Origin of the sequence: Gordonia spumicola (assembly GCF_009932475.1) — a bacterium.
Classification (GTDB): Bacteria; Actinomycetota; Actinomycetes; order Mycobacteriales; family Mycobacteriaceae; genus Gordonia; species Gordonia spumicola.
The window spans coordinates 1-17,762 of the sequence record NZ_BJOV01000007.1 but is presented as its reverse complement, the minus strand read 5'-3'; the positions used below and the strand labels follow the sequence as shown (position 1 = coordinate 17,762).

16 protein-coding genes and 4 pseudogenes are annotated in these 17,762 nt (G+C 67.9%); 4 read left to right on the top strand and 16 right to left on the bottom strand.

Annotated elements, in window-relative coordinates; all coding sequences use genetic code 11:
• Window positions 1-82: 82 nt before the first annotated feature.
• Both GYB83_RS22735 and GYB83_RS22730 read left to right on the top strand, forming a co-directional pair.
• Complete coding sequence (locus GYB83_RS22735) at window positions 83-1,246, top strand: steroid 3-ketoacyl-CoA thiolase (protein WP_161893550.1); 1,164 nt, start codon at window positions 83-85, stop codon at window positions 1,244-1,246.
• A 4-nt stretch (window positions 1,247-1,250) separates the two neighbouring features.
• Window positions 1,251-1,727, top strand: coding sequence for a nitroreductase family deazaflavin-dependent oxidoreductase (locus GYB83_RS22730; protein WP_161893549.1), 477 nt, complete (start codon window positions 1,251-1,253; stop codon window positions 1,725-1,727).
• Between the two features lie 92 nt (window positions 1,728-1,819).
• On the opposite strand, the gene GYB83_RS22725 is transcribed toward GYB83_RS22730, so the two are convergent.
• The 14 genes and pseudogenes from GYB83_RS22725 to GYB83_RS22665 form a co-directional block, all read right to left on the bottom strand.
• Window positions 1,820-3,604, bottom strand: coding sequence for an FAD-dependent oxidoreductase (locus tag GYB83_RS22725; protein WP_228461100.1), 1,785 nt, complete (start codon window positions 3,602-3,604; stop codon window positions 1,820-1,822).
• On the bottom strand, window positions 3,601-4,458 hold the full coding sequence (locus GYB83_RS22720; protein ID WP_161893548.1) for an NAD(P)-binding domain-containing protein: 858 nt from the start codon (window positions 4,456-4,458) through the stop codon (window positions 3,601-3,603). Before GYB83_RS22720 ends, GYB83_RS22725 begins: the two co-directional genes overlap by 4 nt.
• Window positions 4,459-4,460: 2 nt before the next feature.
• Window positions 4,461-5,615, bottom strand: a complete 1,155-nt coding sequence (locus tag GYB83_RS22715) for a saccharopine dehydrogenase family protein (protein WP_161893547.1) — start codon at window positions 5,613-5,615, stop codon at window positions 4,461-4,463.
• Window positions 5,616-5,632: 17 nt separating this feature from the next.
• Window positions 5,633-7,081, bottom strand: a complete 1,449-nt coding sequence (locus GYB83_RS22710) for a flavin-containing monooxygenase (RefSeq protein ID WP_161893546.1) — start codon at window positions 7,079-7,081, stop codon at window positions 5,633-5,635.
• Window positions 7,078-7,761, bottom strand: coding sequence for a class I adenylate-forming enzyme family protein (locus tag GYB83_RS23755; RefSeq protein WP_228461807.1), 684 nt, complete (start codon window positions 7,759-7,761; stop codon window positions 7,078-7,080). Before GYB83_RS23755 ends, GYB83_RS22710 begins: the two co-directional genes overlap by 4 nt.
• A gap of 43 nt (window positions 7,762-7,804) precedes the next feature.
• Window positions 7,805-8,173: pseudogene (locus GYB83_RS24165) on the bottom strand (AMP-binding protein); the annotation flags it as partial.
• Window positions 8,103-8,537: an AMP-binding protein gene (locus GYB83_RS22695; RefSeq protein WP_161897681.1), complete on the bottom strand. Its 435-nt coding sequence runs from the start codon at window positions 8,535-8,537 to the stop codon at window positions 8,103-8,105. The gene GYB83_RS22695 and the pseudogene GYB83_RS24165, both read right to left, overlap by 71 nt.
• A 135-nt stretch (window positions 8,538-8,672) precedes the next feature.
• Window positions 8,673-8,849, bottom strand: a pseudogene (locus GYB83_RS24160) (gamma-glutamyl-gamma-aminobutyrate hydrolase family protein); the annotation flags it as partial.
• A 65-nt stretch (window positions 8,850-8,914) separates the two neighbouring features.
• A pseudogene (locus GYB83_RS24155) lies at window positions 8,915-9,196 on the bottom strand (gamma-glutamyl-gamma-aminobutyrate hydrolase family protein); the annotation flags it as partial.
• Window positions 9,197-9,282: 86 nt separating this feature from the next.
• Window positions 9,283-10,386 (bottom strand): Zn-dependent alcohol dehydrogenase, encoded by a 1,104-nt coding sequence (locus GYB83_RS22685; RefSeq protein WP_161893913.1) that lies wholly within the window; start codon window positions 10,384-10,386, stop codon window positions 9,283-9,285.
• A complete protein-coding gene (locus GYB83_RS22680) occupies window positions 10,379-11,878 on the bottom strand; it encodes an aldehyde dehydrogenase family protein (protein ID WP_161893914.1) in 1,500 nt (499 codons plus the stop codon). Before GYB83_RS22680 ends, GYB83_RS22685 begins: the two co-directional genes overlap by 8 nt.
• Window positions 11,878-12,753: a phytanoyl-CoA dioxygenase family protein gene (locus GYB83_RS22675; protein ID WP_161893543.1), complete on the bottom strand. Its 876-nt coding sequence runs from the start codon at window positions 12,751-12,753 to the stop codon at window positions 11,878-11,880. Before GYB83_RS22675 ends, GYB83_RS22680 begins: the two co-directional genes overlap by 1 nt.
• 44 nt (window positions 12,754-12,797) lie before the next feature.
• A complete protein-coding gene (locus tag GYB83_RS22670) occupies window positions 12,798-14,168 on the bottom strand; it encodes a glutamine synthetase family protein (RefSeq protein WP_228461099.1) in 1,371 nt (456 codons plus the stop codon).
• On the bottom strand, window positions 14,158-14,766 hold the full coding sequence (locus GYB83_RS22665) for a hypothetical protein (RefSeq protein ID WP_161893542.1): 609 nt from the start codon (window positions 14,764-14,766) through the stop codon (window positions 14,158-14,160). Before GYB83_RS22665 ends, GYB83_RS22670 begins: the two co-directional genes overlap by 11 nt.
• Before the next feature lie 114 nt (window positions 14,767-14,880).
• Here GYB83_RS22665 and GYB83_RS22660 point away from each other — a divergent pair, with 114 nt between their 5' ends.
• On the top strand, window positions 14,881-15,843 hold the full coding sequence (locus GYB83_RS22660) for an alpha/beta hydrolase (protein ID WP_161893541.1): 963 nt from the start codon (window positions 14,881-14,883) through the stop codon (window positions 15,841-15,843).
• A gap of 18 nt (window positions 15,844-15,861) precedes the next feature.
• Window positions 15,862-16,008, top strand: a pseudogene (locus GYB83_RS24150) (TetR family transcriptional regulator); the annotation flags it as partial.
• A 474-nt stretch (window positions 16,009-16,482) separates the two neighbouring features.
• Here GYB83_RS24150 and GYB83_RS22650 read toward each other — a convergent pair.
• Together GYB83_RS22650 and GYB83_RS22645 are read right to left on the bottom strand one after the other, a co-directional pair.
• A complete protein-coding gene (locus GYB83_RS22650; protein WP_161893540.1) occupies window positions 16,483-16,890 on the bottom strand; it encodes a MepB family protein in 408 nt (135 codons plus the stop codon).
• Window positions 16,887-17,600: a WD40 repeat domain-containing protein gene (locus GYB83_RS22645; protein ID WP_228461098.1), complete on the bottom strand. Its 714-nt coding sequence runs from the start codon at window positions 17,598-17,600 to the stop codon at window positions 16,887-16,889. The genes GYB83_RS22650 and GYB83_RS22645 overlap by 4 nt, the downstream gene beginning before the upstream one ends.
• Between the last annotated feature and the right edge of the window lie 162 nt (window positions 17,601-17,762).

The window sequence follows — 17,762 nt, the reverse complement described above, 5'->3', positions numbered from 1 at the left end:
CACACTCTGCCACACTGGATAGACGCGAACAAGAACTTGTTCTAGTTTTGACTCAGATCGTCGTTCAGAGAAGAGGACCGTCATGGGTGTACCCGTCATCGTCGAAGCAGCACGCACTCCGATCGCCAAGCGAAACGGCTGGCTGTCCGGCCTGCACGCCGCAGAGATCCTCGGCGCCGCCCAGGTCGGCGTCATCGAGCGCGCGGGCATCGACCCCGCGCTCGTCGAGCAGGTCGTCGGCGGCTGCGTGATGCAGGTCGGCGAGCAGAGCAACAATGTGACCCGCACCGCGTGGCTGCACGCCGGACTCCCCTGGCAGACCGGCGCCACCACCATCGACTGCCAGTGCGGATCGGCCCAGCAGGCCAACCACATGATCGCCGGCCTCATCGCCTCGGGCGCCATCGACGTCGGCATCGCGTGCGGAATCGAATCGATGTCGCATGTGCCGCTGGGCGCCAACGTCGGCACCGACGCCGGTCCGCGCCGCCCGTCGTCGTGGGACATCGACATGCCCAACCAGTTCGACGCCGCCGAGCGCATCGCCAAGCGCCGCGGCATCACCCGCGCCGACGTCGACGCCCTCGGCGTCCGGTCGCAGGCGAATGCCAAGCGCGCATGGGACGAGGGCCGCTTCGACCGCGAGGTGCTCACCCTCAAGGCACCCGAGCGCACCAAGGAAGGCGAGCTCACCGGCCAGATCCTCGACGTGAGCCGCGATCAGGGCCTGCGTGAGACCACTCTCGAATCACTCGGGAACCTGAAGGCCGTCATCGACGGCGGAATCCACACCGCGGGCACCTCGTCACAGATCTCCGACGGCGCGGCCGCCGTTCTGATCATGGACGAGGACAAGGCGAAGTCCTTGGGTCTGCGTCCCCGCGCCCGGATCAAGAGCCAGGCGCTCGTCGGCGCCGAGCCGTACTACCACCTCGACGGCCCCGTGCAGTCCACCGAGCGCGTGCTCGCCAAGACCGGCATGAGCCTGAACGACATCGACGTCGTCGAGATCAACGAGGCGTTCGCCTCCGTCGTCCTCAGCTGGGCGCAGGTCCACAACGCCGATATGGACAAGGTGAACGTCAACGGTGGAGCCATCGCCCTCGGCCATCCCGTCGGCAGCACCGGTTCGCGACTGATCACCACCGCCCTCCACGAGCTGGAACGCACCGACAAGCAGCACGCGCTCGTCACCATGTGCGCGGGCGGCGCGCTCTCGACGGCCACCATCATCGAGCGCATCTGACGTCATGACGCAGCCCCGCCCGGACCAGCTCGACTCCCCGATCGTCGGGCGCATCATCAAGATCGGGTCGCGCCTCAACACGCGGCTGTTCAAGCTGTCCGGCGGGCGCCTCGGCGGCACCTGGCGGGTGGGGTCGGCATTCAAGAAGCCGACCCCGGTCTGCCTGCTTACGAGCACCGGACGCAAGTCGGGCGAGGCCCGCACCGTCCCCCTGCTGTACCTCCGGGACGGCGACGACGTGGTCGTCGTCGCCTCGCAGGGCGGGCTCCCCAAGAACCCGGCCTGGTACTACAACGTGACCGCCGACCCCGCCGTCACCATTCAGATCGGCAAACAGACCCTGGACTACACCGCGCGCACCGCCGACGACACCGAACGCGCCCGCCTCTGGCCGCTGCTCGTCGACCTCTACGCCGACTTCGACAACTACGCGGCCTGGACCGATCGCGTGATCCCGGTGGTCGTCTGCTCCCCCGCCTGAACGCTGCGACGACTTCCGACGATCGGTCGCATCATCGAGGTCCAGTGACAGTATGCCGCCGGACCTCGATGATTCGACCGATCGTCGGCGTATCAGACCGCTTCGGGGACGTGCTCGGCGGAACCTCCGAGTTCAGTGACGAGACCTTGAACTTCTGCGAGAAGATCACCACGGAGGTCACGGGGCGCGACATCGTGACACAGGCAGACCTTCACCGCGGCGGCCGCAGCAACGGCGTGCTGCGCGCCGTTGCCCATGAACTTGGTGACCGATCCGGCGACGTGGGTGACGCTGATGTGCTTGCCCGCGGCGAGCAGATTGTCGACCCCGTCGGGGTATAGGCAGCGGAGCGGAATCTCGAATGGCAGACCGTCCCTGGTGTCCCACTTCCAGTCCTTGAGCCGGAAATCGTATGTCTCGTGTCCCGGATAGTGCAGACAGAATGCCCCGGAGTTCCAGGCCACGACGTCGTCGAACTGCCGATGGTCGCGGATATCGTTCTCGGTCACAACGTACGCGCCCCGGTATCGACGGAACTCGCCCTGACCGGGGACATGCGCCACCCAGTCGAACGTCAGGTTCGCGTAGGTCTCCGGTTCGAGCTGTTTGACGTTCGCAAGTGTCCCGTACACGGCACGGAACAGGTGATCACGGATCCGCTCAGAGTCGGAGTAGGGATCGAGGTCCTGCCCGTACTCCCAGAAGTGAGTCAGCGGCTGAAGCATCCGACGACGGATGTCCGGATCCGGGGTACGGGCGTGACCTGCGACGGGTCCGGGCGCGTTGTCGATCCCGGGACGCTCGAGCTGGCCGCCGAGATTCGCATAGTCCTTGGCGACGGTCACCGCCCACGGCACGGCGGGGAACCTCGTGGGTTCATCGGCGTCGCGGGTCCGGAAGAACAATGTGTTGCCGTGGTGGTACTCCCCGCGCTGGTCCGGCGCGAGCGGTTCGTTGTACTCGCTCCGACTCTCCGCGCCGAACATCGTCTCCACGCCTGCGAGGAGGCCGAGTTTCGCGGTGCCGGTGCAATCGATGAAGAATCGCCCGCGAAACCGGGTCTCGACTCCGGAACGTGCGGCTCTCGCGTCGATCGACGTGATTCGGTCGCAGTCCCGGCGAAGGTCGAAGACCTGCTGCTCGACGAACACCGAGATCGTCCGCTCCGCGGTGAGGACTTTCATCGCGGCGAGTTCCCCGTCGCCCGATCGAGCGGCCAGTTCGTCGACGAGCGGTCCCGTCTCGCCGCGCGGGGTGAGACCGATCTCGGTGCTCGCGTTGCCGCCGAGGACAGGCCGATTCTGGACGAGCGCGACACGCAATCCCGATCGGCCCGCGGCGAGCGCCGCCGCACAGCCGGTGATCCCGCCGCCCACGACGACGACGTCGAACTCGCCGCCGTCGACAGGCTCGTCGGGCAGGCCACGGAGACGTCGCCGCCACGTCCTGGCGTCCGGGCCCGCACCGTCGACAGGAAGATCGTCTCCGGTGGTCAGGTAGATCGCGTCGCATCGGCCGTCGAACCCAGTGAGGTCGGTGAGCGTCACCGACACCTCCCCGACCGCGAGATCGACGACGCCTGCGTCCGCCCAGCTCCAGTCCAGCCCGTTCGCCCCGAACTCCATCGGCAGGCGTACCCCGTCGATGGTCACGGCGAACCGGCCCGGGTGATGAGACGGCACCCAGTCCTTGGCGCGCACCCACACCCGATAGCACCCCGCCGCCGCGACGTCGATCAGGGTGGTCGCGTCAGCGACCGGCGCGCCGAGTCCGTGGGCCAACAGGTACGACGCGCCCATCTCGAGATCGAACTGGGAGTCGAGGGTCCATCCACCGAAGTGGTCGAACCCGGCGGCCGGCACCAGGATGCCGGTCACGACGCGACCGTCGCGATCGCCGAGAACCCGCTCTCGCCCAGTCCTGCGTCCTCCGCAGAGGTCAGCAGGTCGGCCGCCGCGTGCAAGAGGTCGGCGCGACGGCCCGCCGACCGCATCGCGTCCCGGCACAGTCGCGCTCCGGCGGCGAAGACCGCGACGGTGGCCTGGTCGGTGTCATGCCTCCCCGTTTCCACGGCATGCGCCACATCGTCTGTCGCCGACCCGAGCAGCCCGATCACGGCGTCGGTCACACCGCGGAGGTCGCCGACAGCGATTCCCTGGTCGAGTGCGTACGACGCCGCCTCGACGTATGCGGCGAGCGCGGTGATGTAGAAGCCTCCGGCCATCGTCACGTCGAGGACACTCGCGCCGCGAGGGTCGGCCGACACGTGCGACGACGGTCCGAGCGACGCGAGGGCCGCGGAGTGCTCGGACCACGCGTGCACCGAACCCGAGTAGAGGATCAGCGCGTCTGAGGTGCCGATGTGCTGCGGATAGCAGAGGATCGCGCCGTCGAGATAGTCGATGCCGCGCTCCCTCGCCCATACGCTCATGGCCTCCGCCTCGTCGGGACTGCCTGTCCCGACGTTCACCAGGGCCGCCGATCCCCAGTCGACGACCGATGCGAGGACGTCTCGCGTTGTGTCGTAGGTCGACGTGCAACTCAGGACGATCCGCGCCTGGCGAACCGCCCCCGAAAGGTCGGCGACCGCGGTGACGCCGCCACCGACTGCCTCCGCCTTGTCCGACGTCCGGTTCCACGCGGCGACGGCGTGACCCTGCACTGCGAGGCTGCGGGCGAGCGCGGTCCCCATGAGACCGCAGCCGACGACGAGCACGTCATGCGCACCCATCGTCAGGCCCCGATTTCGACGGTCGAGTCCACGGCTACCTCGTAGAGAGGGATCGACGGGTCGGGCTGGTCATAGAGCGGCGACAAGGCCTCCATGAGCAGTTCGAACGGGACGATCTCCTCCGGCGTGTTGACGCCGGGGCGGCCGATCTGGCCGCGCAGGATCATCCGGGCCGCCATCGCGGCTGGGATCGCGGTGGCCCCGGCCATCCGGCCGGGCGACCAGCGGGTGGTCCCGACGGCCGCTCGTGCCGGCTGACCGTCCTTCTCGCCCTCCGCGAGCGCCCACAGACTCGGGGTACGGAGTGTCTTCGGCGCGTCGGCCGGGCGCTGGACACCGTTCTCGACTTTCAGTGCGGCCTCCCGCGCCGACAACGTTCCGTCGTCGACGGCGGCCATGATCGGCGCGACTGAGTCGAACCACCAGGCCGGTCCGGCCATCACGTTGTAGCAGGTCTGCAGGTCCGGGAACCGACGAGGCAAGGTCACCGTCTCGGGGTGCCCGATGGTCCGAACGCCGATCTCGCCGATGCCCGGGTACCGCAGGGTGAGCGGCTGCAGTGGCGCGACGAGGGCGGGTCGCCCGTCTTCGAGAACCTGCACGGTCCCGGTGCATTCGTGGACGAGATGCAGCAGCGCCGCGGCCGGACGTGGCCCGCCGGGTTCGCTCTCGGTGCCCGCGACCACCCAGCCGGTGTAGAGGGCGTGCACCGTGTCGAGTTCGTCGGCCGCCCGCACCGCCAACACGTTCGACACTCCTGGGCTGGCGCCCATTCCGATCAGTGCGGTGACGCCTGCGGCCCTCGCGCGGTCGTGCCATTCCAGGGCGGCGAGCGTCGGCTCCCAGTCGTCGTTGATGTCCACGTAGTCGACGCCTGCCTCGATCGCGGCGCTCAGGACGCGTTCGCCGAAGATCGTGAACGGGCCGAGCGCGCTGACCACCACCGACGACCCGGCGAACAAGGCAGCCAGATCGTCCGTCAGGGCGTCGACGACGATCTCCTCGATCTTCCGACGGTCGTCGCCGAGGTCGAGGGCCGCCAGCGGCGCCATGTCTCGGTCGAGGACCCGGACCTGGTCGACGTCGTCGAATCCGGCCAGGGTCTCCACTGCTTTGCGACCCATCGCGCCGGCTCCGCCGACAACTGTTACTCGCATCTTCTTCTCCTTGTATGTCAGCTGAATGTGAGGACGCCGTCGTCGACCGAAGCGAACAGATCGAGCGTGTCGGCGTAGTTCTGCGGATTGATCCACGGCGCCGCATCGCCCTGTCGCGGAAGCAGGCCCTCCGCACGACGCAGGTAGCCGGAGTCGACACCGGAGATGAACGGCAGCGCGGGCTGCTCGCCGTCGGTGAGGTCGGCGACCATCTTCTCGGCGCCGATGTCGTCCATGTGGATCAGGACCCGACACCAGTAGTCGGTCAGCGCCTCGATGCGGAGAGTCCACGAGGCGTTGATGAAGCCGAAGGCGTACACGAGGTTGGGCACGCCGGAGATCGCGGCGCCCTTGTACGTCCACTCTCGTCCGATCTCCACCGGCCACCCGTCGACGTCGAATTCGGCTTCCCCGCCGAGCACCACATCGAGTCCAGTCGCTTTGACGATGATGTCGGCCTCGACGCGGGTCCCGTCGGCCATCGTCAATCCGGTCGGGGTGATCCTGTCGATCGACCCGGTCACGACGTCCGCCCTGCCGTCGCGGACGGCGTGGAACAGATCCGAGTCGGGGACGACGCATATCCGCTGGTTCCACGGCTCGTAGGTCGGAGTGAAGTGCTGCTTGCGCACGTCCTCGCCGATCTGTGCGTCAATGGCGTCGAACAGCGTCGCCTTGAACGCATCCGGGTCGCCTTTGGCCTGCGCATACACCTCCTGCTGGTTGCGAAGGTTGCGCAGGCGGATGCGCCGGAACGTCTCCTCCGGGCCGACGGTGCGGCGCAGTTCGTCCGCCTCCGGGTCGTCGCCGGTCTCGATGTGGATGTAGGTGGGCGACCGCTGGACCATCGTGACGTTCGCGGCGTCGCGCGCCAGGTTCGGGACGAGGGTGATCGCGGTGGCCCCGGACCCGATGACAGCCACCCGCTTGCCGCGGTGGTCCAAATCGTCGGGCCAGTTCTGGGCATGGAGCATCGGCCCGTCGAATGTGTCCTCGCCATCGATCGTCGGCTCGAATCCTCCGCGGTAGCTGTAGTACCCGCTCCCGAGGAACAGGTGCCTGCATCGGATGACGTCCTCGCCTACGGGCGAGTCGACCACAAGCGTCCACCGGTTGAGTTCGCTGTTCCAGGACGCCTCGGTGAGCCGCGACGAGAACCGGATGTGCTTGTCCACGCCGAACTCTGCCGCGGTGTCGACGAGATACTCCCGGATGGCGCCGCCTGCAGCGATCGCCTCCGGCCGCAGCCACGGCCGGAATGAATAGCCGAGGGTGTACATGTCACTGTCGGACCTGATGCCCGGGTACCGAAACAGATCCCAGGTGCCGCCGATGGACGCCCTGGCCTCCAGCACCGCGTATGACTTGTCCGGGCAGTTCTGGCCGAGTGCGACCGCGGCTGCGATGCCGGAGATCCCGGCGCCGACGATCACCACGTCGAGATCTAGTGTGTTGTCGCTGGTCATAGTCGTGCGTCCTGTTCCTGATAGTCGCGGGCCACCGCACGGCGGTCGGCTTTTCCCGAAGCGGTGCGAGGCAATTCGTCGTAGACGCGCCAGTGCTCGGGGACCGCGTAGTCGGGCAAGGTGTCGGCGAGCAGGCGACGAGCGGCGTCCACGTCCAGTGCGGTGTCCGGCCGCAGGATCACCGCGACGCCGACCCGCTGCTGCAGCATCGTGTCGGGTATCGCGAACACCGTGGCCTCGGCAATCGCCGGAAGCTCAGCGACCTTCGACTCGACGTGTGCGGGCAGCACCTTCTCGCCGCCTCGATTGATGACGTCGTCGACGCGACCGGTGAGCCAGAGCAGACCGTCCTCGTCGAGCCGCCCGAGGTCGCCGGTCCGCAGCCAGCGGCCGCTGATCTTGGACGAGGTCAGTCCGGGCTGACCCCAGTACCTGCTCATCCGTGTGGGTCCGGCCACCCACACCTCGCCGTCTACGATCCGAAGCTCGACCCCGGGTGCCGGCCTGCCGACCGATTCGCCCTTCTGCGAGATCAGCTCCGGGGGCAGGATCGTCGCACCCGAGGTGAACTCGGTGAGGCCGTACCCATGCAGGAGGGTGAGGTGGCGGCCAGCGGGCGAGCAGTTCGTCCGACCAGGACGCGGGCATCGGGCTGCCGCCGAACAGGACCGACTGTGCACCCGCATAGACGACGTCGGCGTCGGGCGCGACCATGAGGAGCCGCAGAATGCTGGGGACAGCCGTCAGGAACGTCGCCTGCCGTCGACGGAGTTCATCGATCGCGTCCGTCGTCCGGTAGCGACGCAACAGGTGGGTCGTGCCTCCGGACACCAGCAGTGCCCCGAGCTGATCGTTGAAACCGGTGTTGTGAAAGAGCGGTACAAGCACCAGGGTGCTGTCGTCCGCCGTCAGGCCCGCACTGTCGGCGATCAACCGCGCGCCCTGCGAGGATCGCGGCATGCGACAGGACCGCGCCCTTCGGCACCCCGTGGTCCCGGATGTGAAGCTGACGACCGCATCGTCAGCGGCATTCGGCCACGGATGGTCGTCTGCCAGTGCCGGGTGACCGGTGGCGGCGAGGGTCTTCCACACGCATCCTCGGGCGGACCGTGTGCTCAGCCAGCTCTCGGTGGTCGTCGTCGAACAGGACGGTCACGCGTCGAGCAACGCGCACTGATCGCGGAACTGGTCGGCGTTGAGTCGGTTGTTCGCGGGCGAGGACGATCGCGCCCAGCCGCAGTCCGGCGAGGTAGGCGATCACCCAGCCCACGGTGTTGTGCCCGATGACGACTATTCGATCGCCGGGTCGTACGCCCTCCGCGGACAGCAGTCCCGCGGCGCGGGACACCTGTTCACGCAGGTCCGCGTAGCCGAGTTCGGTGTCGCCGTCCACGAGCGCTCCGGCTCGGGGAGTCAGATCGGCCCGGGCCCACACCGCTTCGATCAGAGTGCTCATGACAGTCCTCCTACGGGAGGGTCCGCGCTCGATCGACGACCCACTCGAAGCACGGGTCGACGTCCAGGATCGCCTCGGATGCCACTGGAGTCCGAGGACATCACGGCCAGGGAGTTCGATGGACTCCACAACACCGTCCGGGGCGCGGCCCGAAGCGACCAGCCCGGTGCCGAGCTCTGCCACGGCCTGGTGATGCCACGAATTGACGGCGGCCCGCTCGCCGTACAGGCGTGCGGCGAGGCTCCCCCGGTTCGAAGTCGACCGGATGCTCCAACTCCGGGCGCACGTCGGGCATGCTCGCCAGCGAGGCATGGGTGACGCCGGTGTCCGGCAGGTCGGGAATCAGCGTTTCCGCCGAGCGCGACGTTGAGCACCTGGTGACCGCGGCAGACGCCGAGGATCGGGATGCCGCGGTCGAGTGCGGCCCGGACCAACGCGATCTCGTAGTCGTCGCGCCGCCGGTCGATCGCGAGGACCTCGCCGTCGGTCTCATACTCGGACGGCGGGCCTCCCCACACCTGCGGATCGACGTCCTGGCCGCCCGTGACGATGAGCGCGTCGATCCGCTCGACGATCTCGTCTCCCACGCTCTCGTACGGCAGTTGGACGGCGAGTCCACCCGCGGCCGACACCTTCACACCGAACTCGGACCAATACATGTCGGCGCGTCCGGACGCCCATCGCGGGTCGAGTCCGACGAGGCCGGTGCCGGAGATCCGACGGCCGGTGATGGCGACGAGCGGTTTCATCTGTCTCTCCTGACGTCGACGACGACGCGGGTGACCCCACCGTCGCGCATGCGGTCGAATCCCTCATTGATCTCGTCCAGGCCGACGAACGCCGACAGCATGTCGTCGAGGTTCAGGCGGCCCTGCTCGTAGAACCGGACGTAGCGGGGGATGTCGGTGGGGAATCTGTTCGATCCCATGAAGGAGCCCTGCAGTCGCTTCTCAGAGACGAAGAGCTCGGACGCCGCGATCGTGAGCGGCTGCGAGTCCGGCACCAGACCGAGCACCGTGGCGGTGCCGCCGGGGCCGAGCATCGCGAACGACTGCTCGACCGTCGTCGCATAGCCGATCGCTTCGAAGGAGTAGTCCACACCACCGGTGAGATCACGGACCTCGGCGACCACGTCGGACGACTTAGCGTCCACCACGTCGGTAGCCCCGAAACCGCGAGCGGCTTCCAGACGAGCGAGGTCGGTGTCGACGGCGACGATCGTCGCGGCGCCCGCGAGACGGGCGCCCTGGATCGCCGCGATCCCGATCCCGCCACAGCCGAGTACCGCGACGCTCGACCCCGGCTTCACCTCGGCGCTGCGGAACACCGCACTCATACCGGTGACGACGGCGCAGCCGAGGACTGCGGCCGGCGCGAGTGGCATGCTGTCGGGAACTCGGACGAGTGACCTCTCGTGCACCACCATCGCGGTGGCGAACGCACCGATTCCCGCCGTCGGATGCACCGACCTTCCATCGGCGTCGGTCAGCACGGGCGTCCGACGCTCGCGCATGCTTCCCCGCCCGGTGCACAGGGTGAGACGACCGTCGAGGCAGAAGCGGCACTCGCCGCAGTACGCACTCAGACAGGTGACGACGTGGTCGCCGGGCCGCAGCGAACGCACCCGGTCGCCGACACGTCGCACCACACCGGATGCCTCGTGGCCGAGCACTGTCGGGCAGGTCGCGGGCCAGATCCCCTCGATCTCGTGGAGGTCCGAACGACAGAGGCCTGCGAAATGAACGTCGACGAGCACTTCGTCGGGAGCCGGCTCGTCGAGCACCAAGGTCTGGGTCACGAGTCGGCCGGGCGCCTCGGCCAGGACCGCCGCGGTGACGTGTTCAGGCATGATTCCTCCCGAGGGCGATCCACGTGTGCTTGAGATGGGTGTACTTGTCGAGCGCGTACACGCCCTTGTCTGCGCCGTTGCCGGAGAGCTTCCGACCGCCGAACGGTGTCGACGGCACGCCCTCCTCATACGAGTTGACCCAGACGTTGCCTGCCTCGATGCCACGCGACATCCGGTGGATGCGCGAGACGTCCGACGTCCACACCGATGCGGCGAGGCCGAAGTCGGTCTCGTTCGCCATGCTCAGTGCCTGCGCCTCGTCGTCGAACGGCGCGACGGCGACCACCGGGCCGAAGATCTCCTCACGGACGATCTGCATGTCGGCACGAACATCGGTGAAGACAGCGGGTGCGACCGTCGACCTGTCGGGATCGAGTGCGTCCGCCGAACCGGCGGCGAGCCTTGCTCCGGCGCGCAATCCGGAGTCGATGTACTCCAGGACGGTGGCGCACTGGCTGCGACTGCTCAACGGACCGAGGTCTGTCGCCGGGTCGAGCGGGTCGCCTACGGTCAGTCGCGCGACACGGTCGCAGATCCCGGCGAGGACATCGTCGTAGACGGCCCGCTCCACGTACAGCCTGGTCCCGGCCGTGCACATCTGGCCGCTGTTGAAGGTGAACGCCCACACCGCGGTGTCGATCGCCTTCTCCAAGTCCGGCGCGTCGGCGAAGACGATGTTCGGAGACTTCCCGCCGAGTTCCAGCGACACCGTCTTGCCGTTCGACGCCGCGGAGTCGGCGAGCAGGCCGAGGCCGACCTCGGTGGACCCGGTGAACGTCAGACACGACACCGCGCTGTGCCGGGCGAGCGCCGTGCCGACAGTCGAACCACGACCCGTGACGACGCTGAGCACACCGTCGGGAAGTCCGGCCTCACGACTGAGTTCGGCGAGGCGCAGCGACGAGGCCGACGTCTGCAGCGCCGGTTTGAGGACCACGCTGTTGCCGGCCATGAGTGCGGGAGCGATCTTGAGCATCGCCAGGCTGAGCGGGAAGTTCCACGGCGTGATCGCCGCGACGACACCGACCGGTTCCCTGGTCACGAGCGCGAGTGCATCGGGCAGGCCGCGCGGCGAGGAGTCCATGAGCTTGTCTGCCAGCTCGCCGTACCAGCGGAGTGTCTTGGCGGTGCTCGCCACTTCGATGTCGCGAGCGTCGCGGACCGGCTTGCCCATCTCCCTCGAGACGAGGACTGCCAGTTCGTCGGCGTGGACTTCGATGAGCCCGGCCCACGCGATCAGCACCCGGCCGCGTTCGGCGGGTGAGACGCGAGACCAGGAGCCGGCGGCGAATGTCGCCCCGGCGTCCGCGACCACCCGGTCGACGTCGTCCGACGCGGCCGCCGGGACGGTGGTGAAGTCGGAGTCGGTCCACGGGTCGTGCAGGGCGAGAGTGTGACCGCCCGCAGCCTCGGCCCACGCGCCCCGCCCCCACATCCCGTGCGACGACGGAATTGCGGCGGCGAGGTCGCGCCAGGTGGTCGCGTCGGACATCAGGCCGTCACTCCCGCGCGCAGGCCCGCGTCGGCGGTGTCGCCGAGGACGACCCCCGGATCCGCCATCTCACCGTTGTATTCCACCCAACCCATGTACGGGTTCGACGCCGCGTACCCGAGGAGGCCGAGGATCTCCCCCGGGATCTCGCGGGCCTCGTCGAGCGTCATCGACAGGTAGTGGTTCTCCTCCTGCCGCAGGTAACCGCGGCAGATCCCGAAGATCACACCGGTCCGGTCGGAGTCGACGGTCCGGTTCTGGCCGCCGCCGTGGTAGGTGCCGCCGAGCCACATCACCGCCGAACCGGCAGTCATCTCGGCGGGGATGGTCTCCTCGACCGTCGGCATCCGCTCGTCGTCCCACAGATGACTACCGGGGATCACGCGGGTCGCACCGTTCTCCTCGGTGAAGTCGGAGACCGCCATCATCATGCCGATCGCATCGGTGGGTCCGGGGTGAACGGTGTAGAAGATGCTGTCGTCGCGATGCAACGGCTGCAGGCCCTGACCGGGGCGGATCTGGATGCACTGGGTGGCGCCGATCTGGAGCGTCGGCGTCTCGTCGACACGATCCTGGCCGTACCACATGCCTTTCGGTGGGCAGAGGAAGTGCTGCGCGGCACCCTGGAAGACCGGATTGAGCGCGGTGGAGTCCAGGGCGCGGGTGTGCTTGAAGATGCGTCCGAGGCGGCGGGTGCTGGTACCCGCGAAGTACTCGTCGGTGCCGGACGGGGTGGCGTCCATCGCCGGCAGGATGTCGGCGCGGACCTGGTCGAGCTGCTCCTCGCTCAAGAGGTTCGGCAGGCGGACGACACCGTCCTCGGCGAGGATCGTGATTGCTTCGTCCGCGGTTGTGGCATCGCGAAGAGTGGTCATGACAGTGCTTCTTTCGTGAGGATGTGGTTGGTGGAGACTCGGGCTCAGGCGAGCTCGAAGTAGCGGTTGGACTCCCAGACCGAGATCTGGTCGTCGTTGCGATCCGTCTCGGTGTGGAACGTGAGCCATTCCCACCGGCGGGTGCCGACCCAGTAGTCGACGAATTCCTCACCGAGGTATTCGCGAAGCACGGTGTCGTCGGCGAGAGCGGCGACGGCCGAGTACAGGTCGGCGGGGACGCGCGGAGCGACCTCGTCGGGGGCTGCCCAGGCCATCAGCTCGTACGCCGGCGGAGGCATCGCCTTACTGTCGATACCCGCGAGTCCGGCGGCGAGGAAGGTGGCGAGAGCTAGGTAGGTATTGGAGTCGGCCGAGGGCAGGCGGTACTCCAGGCGTGTCGCGCCCGGGCCGGCCATGACGGCCCGCACCGCGCACGACTTGTTGCCGACACCCCAGGTCAGAGTGGTCGGTGGGCCTTCCAGATCGATGAGCCTGCGATACGACGTGATCGTCGGGAGCGCGAAGCTCGTACACGCCTTCAACGAGCCCATGACGCCGCCGAGGAAGTGGAGCATCGTCGCGCTCGGCTGCTGCGGATTCGCGGAGTCGAAGAAGACGTTGCCGTTCTCGTCGCAAACCGACACGTTCAGGTGCGAGCCCTGTCCGTATTCCGTCGACCACTTCGACATGAAGGTGATCGACCGGCCGAGTGAGTAGGCCACCTCGCGCATCACCTGTCGGGTGCGGGCCCACAGGTCGGCGGCGGTGACGGCGTCGTCGGGAGCGAGGTTGAACTCGATCTGGCCGCTGGCCGCTTCGTCCGACCACGCCTCCCACGGGATGCCGAGTTCGTCGAGACGCGCGACGACGGCTTCGGCGTATTCGGTGAAGTCGGGCGACTTCGCGAGGATGAGGGCCGCGCCCGCGTTTCCGCCGAGCGGTGTCAGGTCCTGGTACTGCTTGGCCCGTGCCTCGTCGATCGACTCGCGGAAAACGGTGGCCTCGATCTCGACCGATGCAGTGACCGTGTAGCCGCGGTCTGCGTACGCGGCGGCGATGCGCTTGAGGGCCTGGCGGGGATCGGCTTCGACGGGATCGCCGTCGGCGGTCCAGAAGTCGCAGATCACCGAAGCCTGTCCGGGCTTCCACTCGACGAGCGTCTCGAGGTCGGGCCGCGCGAAGAGGTCGGGCATGAAACCTTCGCGCCAGGCCGGGAAGCCGAAGCCCAACTGTGCGTGGTTGGTCAGGTCGAGGCCGAGGACGAGGTCGGCGACGGTGAAGCCCTTGTCCCGGGCCGACAGGTACTTCGTGGGCGACAGCGATTTGCCGAGCAGCGCGCCGTCGTGGTTGGTCATCTCGATGCGGACGCTCCTGACGTCTGTCAGTTCGTCGGTCGCGGAGGTTTCAGAGCTCACCGCACACCACCTTCAGGTCGGCTCCGAACAGTGCGGAGAAATGAGGGAAAGAGAGGTTCATACCGAACTCGCCGCCTTCGAGTGCACCGACGAGCGTCGACCGGCCGTCGAAGAAGGCCGCGAGTGCGGCGGCGGTTCCGAGGACGCCGGAACCTTCGGTGGTGGGGGTGCCGAGAACCGCCTCGGCTTCCTCGTCGACGCAGGTGACGACGAGGCCGGTTGGCATTCCGTCAGACGCTCCGGCACGCGCCCAGAAGTCGGCGGCAGCGGTGCGCCAATCGACGGTCCGTGCGGAGAGCAGCCGGCCCACCACCTTGCCGAAGTCGCCGGCGGCATCACTGTCCGCGGGTTCGGGGTCGAACCAGTTCACCTCCCAGACGAGTTCGGCGTCGCCCACGGCACCGACGACGACAGCGTCGTCGGTGAAGGCGATGTGCGCTCGTTGAGCGTCTCCAGCGGCGCGCAGCACCACCGATCGGGGACCGTCCGCGCCGGGAAGCATCTCGCCGCGGGCGATGCCGTCGCGGAGCCGCCGCGCGACCGACAACACCATCGGCGTGGGCGGGCCCACGACTGCGACTTGTGTGTTCTCTGACATTTCACTTCTCCTACTCACCTGACCTAATCGCTTGATTAGTTCACGTGACTAGGTTCACACTATGGGAGCCGTCACGTCAAGGGGTCGGCGAAAGATTCTCTGAAAGGAAGCGACATGGCACTGACTGTGGAGGCCATCCTGGGCCTCTTGGACGAACCGTCGCGCGGGTACGCCGAGACACTGCTGACGAACGCGCCACCGCCCCCGTACCACCGCTACGGACCGTCGATGATGAGGGCGGTATTCGACGCGAAAGGGGTTCCTGAATCCACCTCAAAAGGCCTCGTGACCAGCGAGTCAATCGTCGAGAAGGACGGCACTCGCGTTCCTGTCCGGTGCTATCGCGAAGTCCTCGACACACCCGCTCCGGCGCTGCTCTACATGCATGGCGGCGGCTTTGTCCTCGGCACTCTCGACGGTGTCGACAGCCTGTGTCGACGTCTCGCGGAGACGACCGGATGCGTCGTGGTGTCGGTTGACTACCGGCGGGCGCCGGAGCACGTCTACCCAGCGGCAGCGGACGACTGTCTCGCCGTCTACGACTGGATGCTCACCGACCATGAACGGCTCGGGATAGACCCCGACCGAGTGGCGTTGGCCGGCGACAGCGCGGGCGGCGCCCTCGCATTGTCGGTGTGCACGTCGCTGCAACAAGCGGGTCGGGGGCTACCCCGGTGCCTCGTGTTGGCGTACCCCGCGACATCGGCGTCGTTCCGCGGCGCTTCGTGGGAGGCGTTCGCGCTCGCACCCGTGTTGTGCAGGTCGGACGCGGAATGGTTCTGGGACAGCTATGCCGGCCCGGAGGTTCGAGATGATCCGCGCGCGGTCCCCGAAGTCTCCGCGGAGCTGGGATCGTTGCCTCCCCTGCTGGTCCTCGGCGCCGAAGTGGACGTACTCCGCTCGGACTACGAACGCTTCGTCGAGATGGTGAATGCCGCGGGCGCCGACGCGCTACTACGGACGACGCCGGGCGTGCTGCACGGATTCATCACCGAGGTGGACGCCGTTCCCGCCGCTCGCGAGGCTCTCGAGGACGCAGCGGCCTTCGTTCGCCGGTTCACTAGACTGGATCCATAGTCGACCCCAGGAGTGGACATGGCGCACATCCCCGCAGCCGAGCGGCGCAGGCAGATCATCGAGGTCGCCGCGCGGGTCATCGGTCGCGAAGGCGTCGCCAAAGCCACCACTCGAAAGATCGGAGCCGAGGCCGGGGCCAACATCGGAACGCTGCACTACACGTTCGGCAGCAAGGAACTGCTCGAGGCGACCTTCGCCTACTGCTGGGACGTCGCCAGCGAGATCGTCGACGAATCGATCGAGGCCGCGGTCGGACCCGCCGACGCCGCCCGCGAACTGCTCACCCGCTACGTCGAATTGGCTATCGCCGATCCAGACATCATCGCCGCTCAGTTCCAGCTGCTGAACTGGGCTCTCGCGGAAGGTCGCCGCGACCAAGCGCTGAACCTCACCCAGCAGCTGGACGTGCTCGTCCAGGAGGCACTTCAGCGTGCCGAATGGTCCGACGAACTCACCGTGACTCACGAACGTGCGGGCCGGATCATCGTCTCGATGCTCGACGGCATCCTCATCCGATTCGGTGTGACCGGTCGGAGGAGGCGATCCGCGAGGATCTCGCGACTGCGATTCAGTTCGTCGAGGCCGCGCTCATCGGAGCGGGCGCCACACCGTAGACCTGCCGAACCGTCTAGTGTCGCGTCAACCCGCCGGCCTGACGACGAACGCCGACGCCTGAGCACGCTGAGTTCGCGCTGCCCGCGGATTCAGTCCGACGAGGTCCGGCTGGTACACGCGGAATCCGCGCTTGCCCGGATGTCGATCGGAGCTGGTGATCCCCATGTCGGCGAGATGTTCAGCCGTGAACCGGAAGACGCCGCCCTCGACGAACACGAGCAGGCCCGCGACGTCGGCCGAATCGAACGGCTCCGTCCCTCCGTCGACGTCACGCCGCCACACTGCGACGAACGCACCCGGTTTCGTCGGCGTCACGCGCGCTGTCCGCACCCGCCACCGCTGGTCGCCGATCTGCGCGATCCGACCGTCGTAGTCGAGGTTCGTCGCATCGGGCGTGAGCTCGGCATCCTCACCGAGATACCAGTCGCTCATCTCACGACCGCGACGCTGCCGTCCTCCGAAGCCACGACCAGCGAACGGCCGTCGGGCGCTACCGCGACCGACGTCAACGGTCGACCCGCGTTCACCGTGCACCGACTGCCGGTCCGCAGATCGACGACGATCACCTGGCCGGTGGCCGTGGCAGCGGCGATCGCCCGATCGCCCACCAGGGCGAGGTCGTCGACGCTCCCCGGCAGCGGCGCCGTCAGGTCCGCGGCGACTCCCACCCGTTCGGGCGCGCTCAGCGGAATCCGGAGGATCCGACTGGACAGGCTCGACGTCATCGCCACGTAGGCGGTGTCGCCGCTGACGACGACACCGTTCATCCCGGTGCCGTTGACGACGCGGTTCGGTGCGAGATTCTTCGGCGCGCGGGCGGTCCAGGCGCGGTCGATCGTTCCGTTCTTGCGGACCTTCACGACACCGAGGTTCGAGTCACCGACGTACATCGTGCCGTCGGCGGTGATCGCCAGCCCGTTCGGCATGCCGAGCCCACGAGCGATCGTCGTGACCGCCGGCTTCCGCTCGGCCGGGTCGAACGACACGATGCGCCCGGTCAGGGGCAGTCCCGGAACCATGTTGATCGGATTGTCGCCCGATGTCGCGTACATGCGACCGTCCGGCCCGAGGCGGACCGAGCCGGGAGCGTGCACCCGGACCGCGCCGACGTGTCGCCCGTGTGCGTCGTACCTGTCGATCACGTTCTGCAGGTGCGCGAGACCCAGAGGTCACCGTCCCTGTCGTATCCGATGTTCTCCGCCCAGCTCACCACGGGAACCGGCGCCGGAATCAGCACCCGGACCGACGACCGGCCGCATATCGGGCCGGCGACGGCCTCGGGCACGGACGGCACCGCCATCGCC

What these genes read in the sequence shown, in the direction of transcription:
- GYB83_RS22730 (WP_161893549.1), top strand. Translation starts at nt 1,251, where the DNA reads ATGACGCAGCCCCGCCCGGACCAGCTCGACTCCCCGATCGTCGGGCGC.
- GYB83_RS22680 (WP_161893914.1), bottom strand. Translation starts at nt 11,878, where the DNA reads ATGTCCGACGCGACCACCTGGCGCGACCTCGCCGCCGCAATTCCGTCG.
- GYB83_RS22685 (WP_161893913.1), bottom strand. Translation starts at nt 10,386, where the DNA reads ATGCCTGAACACGTCACCGCGGCGGTCCTGGCCGAGGCGCCCGGCCGA.
- GYB83_RS22665 (WP_161893542.1), bottom strand. Translation starts at nt 14,766, where the DNA reads ATGTCAGAGAACACACAAGTCGCAGTCGTGGGCCCGCCCACGCCGATG.
- GYB83_RS22650 (WP_161893540.1), bottom strand. Translation starts at nt 16,890, where the DNA reads ATGAGCGACTGGTATCTCGGTGAGGATGCCGAGCTCACGCCCGATGCG.
- GYB83_RS22710 (WP_161893546.1), bottom strand. Translation starts at nt 7,081, where the DNA reads ATGACCAGCGACAACACACTAGATCTCGACGTGGTGATCGTCGGCGCC.
- GYB83_RS22720 (WP_161893548.1), bottom strand. Translation starts at nt 4,458, where the DNA reads ATGGGTGCGCATGACGTGCTCGTCGTCGGCTGCGGTCTCATGGGGACC.
- GYB83_RS22695 (WP_161897681.1), bottom strand. Translation starts at nt 8,537, where the DNA reads ATGAGCACTCTGATCGAAGCGGTGTGGGCCCGGGCCGATCTGACTCCC.
- GYB83_RS22715 (WP_161893547.1), bottom strand. Translation starts at nt 5,615, where the DNA reads ATGCGAGTAACAGTTGTCGGCGGAGCCGGCGCGATGGGTCGCAAAGCA.
- GYB83_RS22660 (WP_161893541.1), top strand. Translation starts at nt 14,881, where the DNA reads ATGGCACTGACTGTGGAGGCCATCCTGGGCCTCTTGGACGAACCGTCG.
- GYB83_RS22735 (WP_161893550.1), top strand. Translation starts at nt 83, where the DNA reads ATGGGTGTACCCGTCATCGTCGAAGCAGCACGCACTCCGATCGCCAAG.
- GYB83_RS22675 (WP_161893543.1), bottom strand. Translation starts at nt 12,753, where the DNA reads ATGACCACTCTTCGCGATGCCACAACCGCGGACGAAGCAATCACGATC.